The sequence below is a fragment of the Pollutimonas bauzanensis genome (assembly GCF_900129885.1).
In the GTDB taxonomy this organism is placed as follows: Bacteria; Pseudomonadota; Gammaproteobacteria; order Burkholderiales; family Burkholderiaceae_B; genus Pollutimonas; species Pollutimonas bauzanensis.
In genome coordinates, this window is record NZ_FQXE01000014.1 from 1 (window position 1) to 15,276 (window position 15,276).

The 15,276-nt window shown below is 62.6% G+C and carries 15 protein-coding genes; 8 read left to right on the plus strand and 7 right to left on the minus strand.

Annotation, left to right across the window (positions count from 1 at the left end):
* Positions 1 to 126 precede the first annotated feature (126 nt).
* The gene (locus BUB23_RS20450; RefSeq protein ID WP_073107116.1) at positions 127 to 684 is read left to right on the plus strand and encodes a recombinase family protein; all 558 of its coding nucleotides are present in this window, start codon (positions 127 to 129) and stop codon (positions 682 to 684) included.
* Positions 685 to 920: 236 nt separating this feature from the next.
* On the opposite strand, the gene BUB23_RS20455 is transcribed toward BUB23_RS20450, so the two are convergent.
* A complete protein-coding gene (locus BUB23_RS20455) occupies positions 921 to 1,244 on the minus strand; it encodes a type II toxin-antitoxin system PemK/MazF family toxin (RefSeq protein ID WP_073107118.1) in 324 nt (107 codons plus the stop codon).
* The gene (locus tag BUB23_RS20460; RefSeq protein ID WP_073107121.1) at positions 1,245 to 1,469 is read right to left on the minus strand and encodes an antitoxin MazE family protein; all 225 of its coding nucleotides are present in this window, start codon (positions 1,467 to 1,469) and stop codon (positions 1,245 to 1,247) included.
* A gap of 402 nt (positions 1,470 to 1,871) precedes the next feature.
* On the opposite strand from BUB23_RS20460, the gene mutS reads away from it, so the two are divergent.
* The 5 genes from mutS to cysG all read left to right on the plus strand — a co-directional run bounded on the left by mutS (position 1,872) and on the right by cysG (position 10,829).
* Positions 1,872 to 4,535, plus strand: coding sequence for a DNA mismatch repair protein MutS (mutS, locus tag BUB23_RS20465; RefSeq protein ID WP_425439569.1), 2,664 nt, complete (start codon positions 1,872 to 1,874; stop codon positions 4,533 to 4,535).
* On the plus strand, positions 4,535 to 5,722 hold the full coding sequence (locus BUB23_RS20470) for a cupin domain-containing protein (RefSeq protein ID WP_073107126.1): 1,188 nt from the start codon (positions 4,535 to 4,537) through the stop codon (positions 5,720 to 5,722). The genes mutS and BUB23_RS20470 overlap by 1 nt, the downstream gene beginning before the upstream one ends.
* A gap of 157 nt (positions 5,723 to 5,879) precedes the next feature.
* A complete protein-coding gene (locus BUB23_RS20475) occupies positions 5,880 to 7,673 on the plus strand; it encodes an assimilatory sulfite reductase (NADPH) flavoprotein subunit (RefSeq protein ID WP_073107129.1) in 1,794 nt (597 codons plus the stop codon).
* Positions 7,674 to 7,684: 11 nt separating this feature from the next.
* Positions 7,685 to 9,388: an assimilatory sulfite reductase (NADPH) hemoprotein subunit gene (gene cysI / locus BUB23_RS20480; protein WP_073107131.1), complete on the plus strand. Its 1,704-nt coding sequence runs from the start codon at positions 7,685 to 7,687 to the stop codon at positions 9,386 to 9,388.
* 4 nt (positions 9,389 to 9,392) lie between these two features.
* The gene (cysG, locus tag BUB23_RS20485) at positions 9,393 to 10,829 is read left to right on the plus strand and encodes a siroheme synthase CysG (protein ID WP_073107134.1); all 1,437 of its coding nucleotides are present in this window, start codon (positions 9,393 to 9,395) and stop codon (positions 10,827 to 10,829) included.
* Here the strand turns inward: cysG and bamC are convergent.
* From bamC to BUB23_RS20505, 4 genes are all read right to left on the minus strand, one after another.
* Positions 10,792 to 11,916 (minus strand): outer membrane protein assembly factor BamC, encoded by a 1,125-nt coding sequence (gene bamC, locus BUB23_RS20490; RefSeq protein WP_178372365.1) that lies wholly within the window; start codon positions 11,914 to 11,916, stop codon positions 10,792 to 10,794. The two genes, cysG and bamC, sit on opposite strands and share 38 nt — an antisense overlap.
* A gap of 9 nt (positions 11,917 to 11,925) precedes the next feature.
* Positions 11,926 to 12,828 (minus strand): 4-hydroxy-tetrahydrodipicolinate synthase, encoded by a 903-nt coding sequence (dapA, locus tag BUB23_RS20495; RefSeq protein ID WP_073107137.1) that lies wholly within the window; start codon positions 12,826 to 12,828, stop codon positions 11,926 to 11,928.
* 82 nt (positions 12,829 to 12,910) lie between these two features.
* Positions 12,911 to 13,561, minus strand: coding sequence for a site-2 protease family protein (locus BUB23_RS20500; RefSeq protein WP_073107139.1), 651 nt, complete (start codon positions 13,559 to 13,561; stop codon positions 12,911 to 12,913).
* A 75-nt stretch (positions 13,562 to 13,636) separates the two neighbouring features.
* Complete coding sequence (locus tag BUB23_RS20505) at positions 13,637 to 14,263, minus strand: L-threonylcarbamoyladenylate synthase (protein WP_073107142.1); 627 nt, start codon at positions 14,261 to 14,263, stop codon at positions 13,637 to 13,639.
* A 168-nt stretch (positions 14,264 to 14,431) separates the two neighbouring features.
* On the opposite strand from BUB23_RS20505, the gene BUB23_RS20510 reads away from it, so the two are divergent.
* Both BUB23_RS20510 and BUB23_RS20515 read left to right on the plus strand, forming a co-directional pair.
* Positions 14,432 to 14,689, plus strand: coding sequence for an AbrB/MazE/SpoVT family DNA-binding domain-containing protein (locus tag BUB23_RS20510; protein ID WP_073107485.1), 258 nt, complete (start codon positions 14,432 to 14,434; stop codon positions 14,687 to 14,689).
* The gene (locus BUB23_RS20515; protein WP_073107145.1) at positions 14,686 to 15,087 is read left to right on the plus strand and encodes a type II toxin-antitoxin system VapC family toxin; all 402 of its coding nucleotides are present in this window, start codon (positions 14,686 to 14,688) and stop codon (positions 15,085 to 15,087) included. The genes BUB23_RS20510 and BUB23_RS20515 overlap by 4 nt, the downstream gene beginning before the upstream one ends.
* Here the strand turns inward: BUB23_RS20515 and BUB23_RS20520 are convergent.
* Positions 15,076 to 15,273 carry a hypothetical protein gene (locus BUB23_RS20520; RefSeq protein WP_073107147.1) on the minus strand — a complete coding sequence of 66 codons (198 nt, stop codon included), beginning with the start codon at positions 15,271 to 15,273 and terminating at the stop codon, positions 15,076 to 15,078. The genes BUB23_RS20515 and BUB23_RS20520 overlap by 12 nt on opposite strands.
* Between the last annotated feature and the right edge of the window lie 3 nt (positions 15,274 to 15,276).

The window sequence follows — 15,276 nt, forward strand, 5'->3', positions numbered from 1 at the left end:
TGGGGTGTACCCTAAATAGACGTCAGAATAATCCAATATAGTCGTCAGAATAGGGCTATAAACGCAATTTATTGACAACCTTAAGACCAAGTCTTAGATCCCAGTCTGACAAAGGAGAAGGCATTGATGCGCGGACAGCGCGTCGGTTATGTTCGGGTCAGCACCTTCGACCAGAATCCGGACCGGCAACTCGAAGATGTACCCCTGGATCACGTCTTCACCGATAAAGCCTCGGGCAAAGATACGCAGCGGCCCGAACTCAAGGCCATGCTGGCCTTCGTGCGCCAGGGCGATACCCTGGTGGTGCACAGCATGGACAGGCTGGCGCGCAACCTCGACGACCTGAGGCGCACAGTCCATGGATTGACCAGCCGTGGCATACGGGTCGAATTCATCAAGGAACACCTGGTCTTTACCGGGCAGGATTCGCCCATGGCGAACCTGATGCTTTCGGTCATGGGAGCTTTCGCCGAATTCGAGCGCGCGCTGATCCGCGAGCGCCAGCGCGAAGGCATAGCGCTGGCCAAGCAGCGCGGCGTCTACCGGGGACGGAAAAAATCCCTCTCGGATGAACAGGTAAAACAGATGCGCGTCCGGATCGACGCGGGGGAAACCAAGGCCGCGCTGGCGCGCGAGTTCTGCATCAGCCGCGAAACCCTGTATCAGTACTTGAAGCGAGGATGAGCGAACGCTGTTCCCGCGTTACATTGCCCGACATCGCCGCTGCCGGAAACCCCTGAACCAACTCTTGCGCATCATTCGCAGCGCCGCGACGGGGGTTACCCGATCGCGGCCGCCGCGGCATGCTACCAGCGATAGCTCAAGTTGCCGATGATCGTGCGCGACGATCCGTAGTTGCCTACAACGATGTCGGATACTCGACGCGCTGCGCGCCCGGATAGCGGCCCTGCAGCCACAGGCTAGCGCGCAATTCCCAGAAAGAGTGCCAGCCGCCGTTCCACCTCGACCACCGTATCGGCATCCAGCTGACCGATGGTCGCACCGATCTTGTCGCGTTTGACCGTCATGATCTTGTCGACCATGACCTGGGACGGCTTTTGCAGGCCATTGCCGGCTTCGGGCTGCACAGTGACGCGCAGCAGAGGCGCATCCATCAAGGTGCTGGTCACAGGCAGGATGGTGACAGAAGGATGGGCATCGAAGCGATCCGACTGGATTACCAGTGCCGGACGCGGTTTGCCCAAGCCGCCTTGCATGGCGATCGTGATCAGATTGCCGCGCATTTACTCGGTCCACCCATCCACATCGGACAAGGCCTTGTCCATGAAGGTATCCAGTTTCGCATCCTTGCGTTCAGCCTGGGCAATGCGCCGGGACTGGCGGCGGCACTCCTCGTCAAATCCGGCCTTGCGGGTATCGGGCACCCATAGCTGCACCAGGCGCAATCCGGACGCGCGCAAGGTATCGCGATACTTTTGTACTCGTTCATTGGTAGAGGTGGCTGGCATAGTCGTTCTCCGGCGCAGATGTTACATGCAACATTTTACCCGCCGAATTCGTTACATGCAACACTTGGCCTTCCACACCATGAGATGAATCTGGAGGAGAGCCGCAAGCCTATCATCGCGGACTACACCGGCTACCAGAAACTTATACGAGTCCTTGGAAGCTGCGGGCAAGCATGCTCCGCCAGCCAGCCTCGACCTCGACCTCGAGTCGCGGGCCCCGGCAAGCATCAATGTTAAAGTATCGTTTGGCCTGAGCAGCTTTACGGCGCATGCGTGCCTTGTGGATAAAGCTACGCCGAAAGCGTTGGTTTCATTATATGTTGATAGGTGTAGTCAGGATTGAATCATTCTTCCAGCGAAGCGCGTTACCCTCGGACAGCCAAGAAATACGCGGAAAAAAACATGAAAACAAAGGGTAAATCAGAAACTGACTTGAGTACCCACACCCCCATGATGCAGCAATACCTTCGCCTGAAGGCCGAAGCCGGCTCGCATCTGCTGTTCTACCGCATGGGCGATTTCTACGAGATGTTCTACGGCGACGCCGAACGCGGCGCGCGCCTGCTGAACCTTACCTTGACCAAGCGCGGCTCTTCCAATGGCGCGCCCATCCCCATGGCGGGAGTGCCCTTCCATGCCATGGAAGGCTATCTGGCGCGGCTGGTGGCCCAGGGCGTATCGGTCGCCATTTGCGAGCAGATCGGCGACCCGGCGGCCAGCAAGGGGCCGGTGGAACGCAAGATCATGCGCATCGTCACGCCCGGCACGCTGACCGATGAAGCGCTGCTGCCGACCAAGGCCGACCGCATGATAGCCGCGGTGTGGACCGCGCGGGTGAACAAGGCCGAGCGCGCCGGCCTGGCCTGGATGAATCTGGCCAATGGCGAATTCAAGGTCAGCGAGTGCCCGCCGGACATGATGGACACCGAGTTGCACCGCATAGGGCCGGCCGAACTGGTGTGCGCCGAAAGCAGCCGCATCGGCAGCGGCGCCGGCATTGCCATCAGCGCCATTCCCGACTGGCATTTCGAGGCCGATGGCGCGCGCGATGTGCTGCAGCGGCACTTTGCGGTGGACTCGCTGGCCAGCTTCGGCCTGTCCGATTTGCCGGTCGCCAGTTGCGCGGCCGGCGCGCTGCTGCGATATGTCAGCCGCACGCAGACACAAGCGCTGTCGCACATCCAGACCATACGCGTTGACCAGGCGGGCGAATACGTGGTGCTGGATCCGGTCACCCGCAAGAACCTGGAACTCACCGAAACGATCAGCGGCGAAGACAGCCCCACGCTGTTTTCGACCCTGGACCATTGCGCAACACCGATGGGCAGCCGCCTGCTGCGCCGCTGGCTGCATAATCCGCTGCGCGACAATGCCGCCGCCCTGGCGCGCCAGCAAGTCATTTCGGTGTTTCTGTCCGCCCCGCCCCGTCAGGACACGCTGAATTCCGAAGCGCCGCTGGACGGCCTGCGCCAGATGCTGGACCGCTATCCCGACCTGGAGCGCATCGCCACGCGCATCGCCTTGCGCTCGGTGCGCCCGCGCGAGCTGGCCAGCCTGCGCGAGGCCCTGGCGCTGCTGCCCGCCGTATCCGGGCATCTGAAACTGGCCTTCAACGCCGAATCGACGCTCGCTTCGTTTATACAGCGTATCAATATAGACCCCCAGATCGCCGACCTGCTGCACCGGGCCATCGACCCGGAGCCGGCCCTGATGGTGCGCGAGGGCGGCGTGATCGCCGCCGGCTACGATGAGGAGCTCGACGAACTGCGGCGCCTCGCCAGCGACAGCGGCGAATTCCTGCTGGAGCTGGAAGCGCGGGAACGCCAGCGCACCGGCATCGCCAACCTGCGCGTCGAGTTCAACCGGGTGCACGGCTTTTATATAGAGGTATCGCGCGGGCAGGCCGACAAGGTGCCGGCCGACTACCGCCGCCGCCAGACACTCAAAAGCGCCGAACGCTACATCACCCCGGAGCTCAAGACCTGGGAAGACAAAGTGCTCTCCGCCAAGGACCGCAGCCTGACGCGCGAGAAATGGCTGTTCGAGAACTTGCTGGACGAATGCGCGCTTTATGCGCCGGCGCTGTCGCAGTGCGCCTCGGCCCTGGCCGAGGTCGACGCCCTGGCGGCGCTGGCCGAGCATGCGCAGATGAACAACTGGGTCGCCCCCGGGCTATCCGGGGATAATCAAATCGTCATCGAGGCGGGCCGCCATCCGGTGGTCGAACGCAGCATCGAACGATTTACTCCCAACGACTGCGAACTGGGCCCGCAGCGGCGCATGCTGCTGATCACCGGCCCGAACATGGGCGGCAAATCCACCTATATGCGGCAGATCGCGCTGATCGCCCTGCTGGCCCGCATCGGCAGCTTCGTGCCCGCCGCGGCGGCGACCATAGGCCAGATCGACCGGATTTTCACCCGCATCGGCGCCGCCGATGACCTGGCCGGCGGCCGCTCGACCTTCATGATGGAAATGACCGAGGCGGCCGCGATCCTGGCGGCCAGCACGCCGCAAAGCCTGGTGCTGATGGACGAGATCGGCAGGGGCACGTCCACCTATGACGGCCTGGCCCTGGCCTGGGCCATTGCCTATCGGCTGCTGACTCACAACCAGGCGCTGACCCTGTTCGCCACGCATTATTTCGAGATCACCCGCCTGCCCGGCGAGGCCCCGGCGGCGGCCAACGTGCACTTGGCGGCGGCCGAGTCATCATCCGGCATTGTGTTCCTGCATGAAGTCCAGCCCGGGCCGGCCAGCCGCAGCTACGGCATCCAGGTGGCCCAGCGCGCCGGGCTGCCCGCCGCGGTGATCCGCCATGCGAGCCGCGAACTGTCGCGCCTGGAAGCGCAAGGCGCGCCCACGCCCCAGCTGGATTTGTTTTCCGCGGCCGCGGATCAGGAATATGCCGCTCAAGAGCAGCCGGATGGCGTGCTCGCGGAGGCCGCCGTCGGGGCGGCATCGGCCTCGGCGCTACAATCCGCGCTGGCGCAGATCGACCCCGACCAGCTCACGCCCCGTGAGGCCCTGGATATCCTGTACCGCCTGCGCAAAGACTACTTTTGATGAATATCGATCAGCCCCTCGCCCTCCTGGGCGGCATCACGCCCCGGCACTTCATGCGCCATTACTGGCAGCGCAAGCCGCTGCTGATACGCCAGGCCATTCCAGGCTTCAAGCCTTCCCTGTCCATCGCCAACATCAAACAGCTGGTCAAGCGCGAAGAAGTCGAATCCCGCCTGATCTGGCGGGATGAAAGCGGCTGGAACATGAAAACCGGGCCCTTCAAGCGCCTGCCCGCGGCCGGCAAGCCGAATTGGTCGCTGCTGGCGCAGAGCGTCGATTTGCACGACGACGCGACAGCGGCGCTCATGCGCCGGTTCCGCTTTATTTCAGACGCGCGCCTGGACGATGCCATGATCAGCATCGCCACCGACGGCGGCGGCGTGGGGCCCCATTTCGACAGCTATGATGTTTTTTTGCTACAGGCCCACGGCCAGCGGCGCTGGCGCATCAGCCAGCAGAAAGACCTGACGCTGGAGCCCGGCCTGCCCCTGAAGATTCTCCAGAACTTCCAGGCCGAGGAAGAGTTCCTGCTGGAACCGGGCGATATGCTGTATTTGCCGCCCCACGCCGCGCACGACGGCGTGGCGGTGGGCGATTGCATGACGATTTCCATCGGCTTTCGCGCGCCCACCCAGGCAACGCTGGCCTGCGGCATGCTGGAAGCCGCCAATGACCAGATCCTGGCCAATCTGGGCGACACCGGCGGCTTGTATGCGAACCCGGTGATCCCGGGTCCATCGCTGTCGGCCACGTTCAAGGACGCCGGCGTGGCGGCGACCGCCACGCCGGCCGCCCTGCCCGACTCCCTGGTCGAGGCCGCGGTCAAGGCCATTGCCAAAATCCGCTATGACAAGACGCTTGCGGCGCGCTTCCTGGGCCAATGGCTGACCGATATTCCGCCCAACGCCTATTTCGAACCGAGCAGCGAGGATCTCGACTTATCGGCCGGCTTGCCGGTTTCGGGCAAGCTGGCGCTGGATCGCTGCAGCAGGCTCATGTATCGCGACAGGGAACTCTTCATCAATGGCGAAGTCGCCGCCATACCGGCGTCGCCGCGCCTGCGCCTGCTGGCCGACGAACGCGAGCTGGCCTGCGCGAGCCAGGCGGCCGCCAGGCTCAAGGAAGAGGAAAGACGCGTCCTGACGGAATGGCTGCAGGAAGGCTGGCTGCACTATATTCCGGACTGAATGCGGGCGCGGCGGGCGCCGGCGGCCGCCATATGCCTGAAAACATCGCCGCACGGTACTTATAAGCTTATAAGTAATTAGGTAATAAGAAGCTTGTCGTTCCTCGCAGGCCTCAAGGTTCTTAGAATATAAGCATTCGTTATTACTTGAGCATACAATGCTGGCCCCTTCTTATCTTCCCGAAGCCAAACACAAACTCCTTACCGAACTGACGGACGGCCTGGAATCCAATGCCTTGAGCTGGCTTTCCGGATACTTTGCCGGGGTGGCGCAAGGAAAACAGGCAGGACGCGGCGCCCCGCCCGCCATCAGCGCCGTGGCCGCCACCCACGCCGCCCGGCAGCTTACGATTGTGTACGGCAGCCAAACCGGCAACGCCAAACGCGTTGCCGAATCGCTGGCCGAGCGCACCGGCGCGCTGGGCCTGAATACGCGCGTGCTGCGCGCCGACCGCTACGCCACCCGCGAACTGAAAGACGAGCATCTGCTGTATATCGTCATGAGCACGCAGGGCGAAGGCGAGCCGCCCGACGATTCGCTGGGCTTCGTCGAATTCCTCAGCAGCCGCCGCGCTCCCAAGCTGCCTCAGCTCAAATACGCGGTGCTGGGGCTGGGCGATTCCAGCTACCCCTTGTTCTGCGGCATCGCGCAGAATATCGACGCCCGGCTGGCCGAGCTCGGCGCCCAGCGCGTCCACGACCTCGGCACCGCCGACCTGGACATCGAAACCGTGGCGCTGCCCTGGCAGGATGCGACCATAGCCGTGGCCCAGAAGGCCCTGAAACAGGCCGAGGCGCCCGGCGCCAGCGTCACGCCGCTGCACCCCAAGGCCGCCAGGGTTACGCGCGAACAGCCCTATCTCGCCGAACTGCTGCTCAATCAGGCCGTGACGGGCCGGGACAGCCAGAAAGATGTGCGCCATCTGGAAATCTCGCTCGAAGGCAGCCAGCTGAGCTACCAGCCTGGCGATGCGCTGGGCGTGTGGCCCACCCAGTCCGAAGCCCTGGTCCAGGCCGTGCTTGCGGCCTTGCGCCTGGACGCCGGCGAAGCCGTCGAAATCAACAAGGTGTCGCGCAGCCTGAAAGAATGGCTGACCCATCACCGTGAACTTACGCAATTGACCAAGCCATTTCTGGCGGCGCATGCGGAATTGGCCCAGAGCGCAGCCTTGCAGGCGCTGCTGCAGGCCGATGCGTTCGACGCCCTGAAGGAATTCCTGGGCACCCGGCAACTGATAGACGTGCTCAAGGAATATCCGGCGAAATGGACGGCGCAAGGCCTGGTCAAGGCGCTGCGTCCGCTGACGCCGCGCATGTACTCGATTGCCTCGAGCCAGGCCGCCGTCGACGCCGAAGTGCACCTTACGCTGGCCAATGTCGCCTACGAATACGAAGGCGAAAACCGCTGGGGCGTGGCATCCAATTTCCTGACCCGGCTTGCCGAAGGCGACAAGCTGCCCATTTTCATCGAAGAGAACCCGCGCTTCCGCCTGCCCGCCGACAATTCCCGCGACGTGATCATGATAGGGCCGGGCACCGGCATAGCGCCATTCCGCGCCTTCGTGCAGGAACGCAGCGCCGCCGGCGCCAGCGGCCGCAACTGGCTGTTCTTCGGCAATCCGCATTTCTCATCGGACTTTCTCTATCAGACCGAATGGCAGCGCGCCCTCAAGGATGGCGACCTGGACCGCCTGGACCTGGCGTTCTCGCGCGACCAGGGCGAAAAAATCTATGTCCAGCACCGGCTGCTGGAACGCGCCGCCGAACTGTACGACTGGATCCAGGGCGGCGCGCACGTCTATGTGTGCGGAGACGCCACCCGCATGGCCAAGGATGTGCACCAGGCCCTGCTGCGCATTGCGCAAGAAGAAGGCGGGCTGGACGAAGCACAGGCCAAGCAATGGCTGGACGACCTGGCCGCGCAAGGCCGTTATGCCCGCGACGTTTACTAATCAGGATTTTCATGAGCAACACCCCCCTCGCACACCTGGAACAGGTAAAAGCCGACAGCCGCCATTTGCGCGGCACCATCGAAGAAGGCCTGAATGACCCGGTCACCGGCGCCATCAGCGACGACGACAACAAGCTGCTCAAGTTCCATGGCAGCTATCAGCAGGACGACCGCGATATCCGCGACGAACGGCGCAAGCAGAAGCTGGAGCCGGCCTATTCCTTCATGATCCGCGCCCGCCTGCCGGGCGGCGTGATCAGCCCGGCGCAGTGGCTGGCGTTCGACGAACTCGCCCGCAGCTACTGCAGCCGCGGGCTGCGCATCACCACCCGGCAGACCTTCCAGTGGCACGGCGTCATCAAGCGCAATCTGAAGCCCGCCATGCAGGCCATACACAACGCCATGGCCACGACCATAGCGGCCTGTGGCGACGTGAACCGGCAGGTGGTCAGCTCGGTGAACCCGCAGCTTTCCAGCCAGCACCAACTGGTGCAGGAATGGACGCAGAAACTGTCGGACCACTTCATACCGCGCACCCGGGCTTACCATGAAATATGGCTGGACGGCGAAAAAATCACCGGCGAGCCCGAAGAAGAGCCGATCTACGGCGACACCTATCTGCCGCGCAAATTCAAGATGGGGCTGGTCATCCCGCCCACCAACGATGCCGATGTTTTCGCGCAGGATCTCGGCCTGATCGCCATCATCGAAAATGGCCGGCTGCAGGGCTTTAACGTGGCGATAGGCGGCGGCATGGGCGCGACACACGGCGACGACAGCACCTACGCCCGGCTGGGCAGCCTGATCGGCTTCGTGCCGCCTGAACAGCTGATTGCCGTGGCCGAGGGGGTGGTGACCCTGCAGCGCGATTACGGCAACCGCGTCGAGCGCCAGCATGCGCGGCTCAAGTACACCATAGACCACCGCGGCCTGGACTGGTTCAAGGCGCAGCTCGAAGAGCGCATCGGCTTCGCCCTTCAGCCCATACGCCCCTACCATTTCGACCAGAACGGCGACCGCTACGGCTGGTCCAAGGGCGAAGACGGGCAATGGCACCTGGGGCTGTATATCGACTCGGGACGCTTGTGGGATCATGACGGGGGCTTGCTGCAAACCGGCGTGCGCGAAATCGCCAAAGTGCACAAAGGCGAATTCCGCCTGACCTGCAACCAGAACCTGGTCATCGCCAATGTGGCGCCGAAGGACCGCGCCCGCATCGACAAGCTGGTGGCCCAGTACGGCCTGGACGGCTATGTCCAGCATAGCGGCATCCGGCGCCACAGCATTGCCTGTGTCGCCTTGCCCACCTGTGGCCTGGCCATGGCCGAGAGCGAACGCTATGCTCCCGTTCTGCTGCCCAAGCTGGAAGCGCTGCTGGACAAGCACGGACTGATCGACGCCCCCATTCTGCTGCGCCTTTCGGGCTGCCCCAACGGGTGCTCGCGCCCTTATCTCGGCGAGATCGCGCTGGTAGGGCGCGCGCTGGGACGCTACGATTTGCGCCTGGGAGCCGATTTTATCGGCGAACGCCTGAATATCGTGTATCGTGAAAACATAGCCGAACCCGAAATACTGAGCACGCTTGACGCCTTGTTCGGGGCCTATGCCAAAGATCGCGAGACAGACGAGAAATTTGGCGACTTCCTGGTCCGCAGCAAGGCCATACCCGCTCCATCGCAACGGCTGATACCCATAGTCCTGGACGCCGTAACCTGAGCTGATGAGATTATTTCCCTTATTTGCCGACCTGAAAGACCGTCGGGTGCTGGTCGTGGGCGGCGGCAGCGTCGCTGAAAGAAAAGTCAAAAGCCTGCTGGCGTCCGGCGCGCTGGTCACCGTCTGCGCGCCCGAGGCCACGCCCGGGCTGCGGGAGTTGCAGGGGCAAGGCGCCATCGAATTCACCGGACTGGCCTTCCAGGCGGAATGCCTGGAAGGCGTCTGGCTGGTCATCGCCGCCACCGATGATCGCGAAATCAACCGCCGCGTCGCCGCGCTGGCGAATGAAAAACGCCTGTTGATCAACGTGGTCGACGATCCCGGGCTGTCCAGCTTCCAGGTGCCCTCGATCGTCGACCGCTCGCCCCTGGTGATCGCGATTTCGTCCTCGGGGCATGCGCCCGTGCTGGCGCGCCGGGTGCGCGAGCGCATCGAAACCCTGTTCGACCATTCCCTCGGCGCGCTGGTGGCGCTGGCCGCCAGGTATCGTCCCGCCATACGCCAGGCGCGGCCCGACATGCGCCGCCGGCGTGAATTCTACGACTGGCTGCTGGACGGTCCCGTAGCGGGCGCCCTGCGCAAGCAACTGCCCGAGGCCGCCGAACAAGCCCTGGAAAACGAATTGCGCCAAGCCCAGGGCTCGACCCGAGGCAGGGTCGCGCTGGTGGGCGCCGGCCCGGGCGACCCCGGCCTGCTCACCTTGAATGCCTTGCGCGCCTTGAACGAGGCCGACATCATTCTTTACGACCGCCTGGTCAGCAACGAAATCAGGGAACTGGCGCGCCGCGACGCCACGCAGATCTGCGTCGGCAAGAGCCCGGGCGAGAATCATGACGCCACCCAGGCGCGCATACACCAGCTCATGCTGGAACATGCGCGGGCGGGCCAGTTCGTGGTCAGGCTCAAGGGCGGCGACGCCTTTGTGTTCGGCCGCGGCGGCGAAGAGCTCGAATTCCTGCGCGAGCAAGGCATCGACTACGAAGTCGTGCCCGGCATCACCGCCGCCATGGCCTGTGCGGCCTATGCCGGCATACCCCTGACCCATCGCGACCACGCCCAGTCGCTGCGCCTGACCACGGCGCAGTTCAGCAAGGATACGACTGCCGAGGATTGGGCCTCATTGGCCCAGAAAAAGCAGACCCTGGCGTTCTACATGGGAGTCAGCCAGCTTGATTGGCTGCCCGACCGCCTGATCGCCAACGGGCGTTCGGCGGATACGCCTTTCGCGCTGATAGAAAACGGCACCCGCAGCAATCAGCGGGTGCTGCACGGCAAACTGAAGGAGCTGACGGCGCAGGCCAGGCGACATGGTTTCAAGTCGCCCTCGCTGCTCCTGATCGGCGAGGTGGCCGCGCTGGCGCCAAAACTGCAATGGTTTGGCGCCAGCATCGGCCCGCAAGAACTTACTTCGGCGCCATGTGCGTCGACAACACCGAAATAATCCGCTTGGCGGTGTCGCTGTTCTGAACCTGGCCATTCTGGTCAAGGACTGTCACCAGCGAGCCAGAACCCTGCTCGGCCACATGAATGCGGTACGGGGTCGCCGCGGCCGTATTCTTGGAGCCGAACAGCCGGCCAATGATGTTCTGCTCCTCGATTTTCACGCCCGTGTCGCTATCCAGGTAGCGGATGAAGTAATCGCCGGCGGAACGGTCGCGGTCTTCGACGGCAAAACCGGCCGAGTCGATCGCCACGCCCACGCGGCGCCATGCGCGGTCGAAGGGCTCGCCCACGGTAAGCGCCGCCTGGTCTTCAGGCATCTTGGTGATCTGCGGCGCGTCGGTGTCTTTCTCGGCCTGGGCCACCGCCGTTTGGGCGCTCTTGACATCGGTTCCCAGAAACACCATGAGGCGGGCCAGCATGGCCGCGTTCAGGCCCGGATCTTCCTTGCCGAACACCCACTTGAAGGCGGAGCCGTCAGGCGTGGGTGTTTCCACCATTTGCTGATGGCTGATATAGATCTCGGTCTTGCCGTTGACGCGTTCGACGCGTGTGCGGAAGCGCTCGCGCTCGCCGCTGTCGAATATCTGGTCGATGACGCTGCCCAGCGCCGTGCGTATCCAGCCTTCGGGAATCTTGGCGCGGTTTTCCGCCCAATCGGTTTCCATCAAGCCCGCGCGCGGATCCTGCGAATGGATGGTAAAGCCCTGCTCGCCCCAGAAATCGATGATTTGCGGGTAGACGGTTTCGGCCGGCTTGTCGACCACCAGCCAGCGGATATCGCCGTCGCGCATGACCGACACGCCGCTGGCCGTCGGCAGCACGCGGTCGGCCGGGCCGGCATCCTTCTGGGCCTGCTGGCTTTGCTGATACTGGCTCAGCGTGGCGGTGCCTTCGGGCGCGCGGAAGCGCGCGTCGCGATTGGCTTGCGTCAGGTCGGGCGGGATGCTCAGGGGCTCGCCGGCGACCGTGCTTTTGTAGTCGACGGATTCTTCGTTGCCTATCATCTGGTTCACCGCCGAGCAGCCCGACAGGAGCAGCGCCCCCAGGCCCAGCGCAAAACCGGCACAGCGTTTGTTCATACGCATATTTATCATTTAGATCAAGCCTACTTCTTTTAACGAGTTGCGCACCACGCCGTGATACTGCTCGTGCAGGGAGGTTAAAGGTAAGCGATAGCCTAGCTTGGACAGGCCCATTTCAGCAACGGCCCATTTAACAGGAATCGGGTTGGACTCAATGAAAAGCACTTTGTTCAATGTGGCCAGGCGCGCATTGAGCTGGCGGGTCAAAACGGCGTCCCCGCTGACGGCCGCCACGCACAGCTGATGCATGAGCTTGGGCGCGACGTTGGCGGTGACCGAGATATTGCCGCGCCCGCCCAGCAGCATCAGGGCCGCCGCCGTCGCGTCGTCGCCGCTGACGACGACGAAATCGGCCGGCGCATCGCGTATCAGCAAGGCGCCGCGCGCGATATCGCCGGTGGCATCCTTGACGCCGATGATGCCGGGCACCTGGGCCAGGCGCAGGATCGTGTCGTTGGACATGTCGGCCACCGTGCGGCCGGGCACGTTGTACAGCACCGACGGCAGGTCGACCGCTTCGGCAATGCTGCGGAAATGCTGATACAGGCCTTCCTGGCTGGGCTTGTTGTAGTAGGGCACCACCGACAGGCCCGCGTGCGCGCCCACGGCCTTCGCATGCCGCGAAAGGTCTATGGCTTCGGCTGTGGAATTCCCCCCGACCCCGGCGATGACCGGCAGGCGTCCGGCCGAATGCTCGACGGCGACTTTGATCAATTCAGCATGCTCGTCGACGCTGACGGTAGGCGACTCGCCCGACGTGCCCACCACCACCAACGCATCCGTACCCTCGGCGGCGTGCCAATCGATCAGTTTCCGGTAGGAGTCGAAATCCAGGCTGCCATCGGGATGCATGGGTGTGACCAGGGCGACCATACTGCCCTGAAGGATAGTGATAGCAGAATCCGTGCTTGCCATAATAGGAATGATCTCCTCGAACTCACCAAAACGGTGAACTTGCCTGAATTAACTCGCAAGTTTACCGGATAAGCACCGTAAATTATAAGAACCAATTAACAATTAACTGCCCAAACGCCAACAAAGGCTGCAGCAGCGCCCACAAAACGCCGGTCAGCATCAAGATTATCAGGATTACGATGCCGTAAGGCTCGATCCTGGAGTATTGCCAGGCCATGCGGTCGGGCAACAGGCTGAACACGATGCGTCCGCCGTCCAGGGGCGGCAGGGGCACCAGATTCAATGCCATCAGGATGAGATTCACTTGTATGCCGGCGATCGTCATCTGCACCCAGAAATCGGTGGACGCCGCGCCGGTTTCAGCCAGGATGCGCAAGCCGATGGCCCAGATGATGGCCATGACCAGATTCGACCCCGGGCCGGCCAGCGCGACCCACAGCATGTCGCGCTTGGGTCGGCGCAGCCGGCTCCAGTCCACCGGCACCGGCTTGGCCCAGCCAAACAGCAAGCCGCCGCCGCCCAGCAATTTGGTGCTGAACAAAAGCACCAGCGGCACGACGATAGTGCCTATGGGGTCGATATGGCGCACGGGGTTCAGGCTGATGCGGCCGGCCTGCCATGCGGTGGGGTCGCCGAACATGCGGGCCACGTAGCCGTGCGCCGCTTCATGCAAGGTAATCCCGAACAAGACAGGCAAAGCGTAAACAGTAATAGTCTGTATCAGTGATTCCATAGATATCCGCGGAAGAAACCGCGCGCCGCGGCGCGCGGTTCATTTGGTGGTGGGCCGTAAACCAGCAATATGGCGTTAATCCAGCCCCAGGGCGGAAAGGTCGCCCTGGCCGCGTCGTATGATTTCCGGCGCCTCGCCGGTCAAGTCTATGACCGTGGTCGGCTGGCGCGGGCACGCGCCGCCGTCGATGACCGCGGACAGCTGATTGGCGTAACGGTCGAAGATGGCCTGCGCATCGTTCATGGGATCATCTTCGCCGTCCGGGATCAGCGTGGTCGACATCAGCGGCGAGCCGGCGGCCTCGAGCAGGGCCAGCGTCACGCGGTGGTCGGGAACCCTGATGCCTATGGTCTTGCGCGACGGATGGGAGACCCGGCGCGGCACTTCGCGCGTGGCTTCCAGAATGAAGGTCCACGGCCCCGGCGTCGCCATTTTCAGGAAACGGTACTGCCGGTTGTCGACCCGGGCGAAATGGCCGATCTCGGCGAGGTCGCGGCACAGCAAGGTAAGATGGTGGCGATCGTCCAGGCCGCGCAGCCTGCGCAAGGCCTCGGCCGCGGTTTTGTCATCGAGGCGCGCAACCACGGCATAGCTGGAATCGGTGGGCACGGCGACCAGGCCGCCATCGGCCAGCAGCTGGCCCGCCTGTTTGAGCAGGCGAGCCTGGGGATTTTCGGGGTGGACGACGAAGAATTGAGCCATTTGACGTATCCTAACATTCTTGAAGGGTGAGTTTAAGGTTCCCCACCGCCATAGGCAATAAAATTAAACCATTACTCACGCCGCAGCGAGCAAGTCGAGGAGTTGCAAGCTTGACGGTAAGGCATTCTTACCTTACCATCCAAATATATGCAACAACCGGGGTTCACCATGACAACGCTTACTGTGACCGCAAAAGGGCAAGTCACCCTAAAGCAAGATTTGCTTAGGCACCTTGGCATACGGCCGGGACAAAAAATCAATGTCGATACACTGCCAGATGGTCGGGCGGTGATTCAGGCTGCACCGGAAGGACGCGACATCGCCGACGCTTTTGGGATCCTGGCCGTCAACAATCCACATGGGATCATCCTGACAATAGACGAAATCAATGAGATTGCCCAAGCTGGCTGGTCTGGCGATAAATGAAAATCACAGTCGATACTAATGTCGTTCTACGCTACTTGCTGAATGATGACAAAGATCAGGCCGCCATCGCTCGTAAGACGATGCAGGATGCCGCACTAGTCGCAATCCCCCTGTCTGTCCTATGTGAGGTCGTTTGGACGCTCTCACGGGGCTACAAGATGGCGAGCGACACTATAGCGGGCGCTCTTGAGGCCCTGACGGAAGCCAATAGCGTGGCGGTAAACCGCAGCGCGGTTGAAACCGGGCTTGTAATGCTTCGCGCCGGGGGCGATTTTGCAGATGGCGTAATTGCAAATGAAGGGCTCGCGCTTGGCGGTGAAACCTTCGTGACATTTGATAAAAAAGCAGCCGCTATTTTGAAAAAACACCGCAGGATGCAAACTCGCTTACTGTCCTGACTTCTTCAGCGCTGATGCCGTTTTCCAATGGAAAGCCGGGTCGATACAGGAAGCACCCTGATCATCGCCTCGAACCAGGCCTTCAGGCATCAACCGGCCAGGATAATTGGTGCGCACCGGCAGGCCAAAGTAGTTGACGCGCGACAGTTTGGCGATCGTGCCAAAGACCTGCAGGGAAATACTCATTGA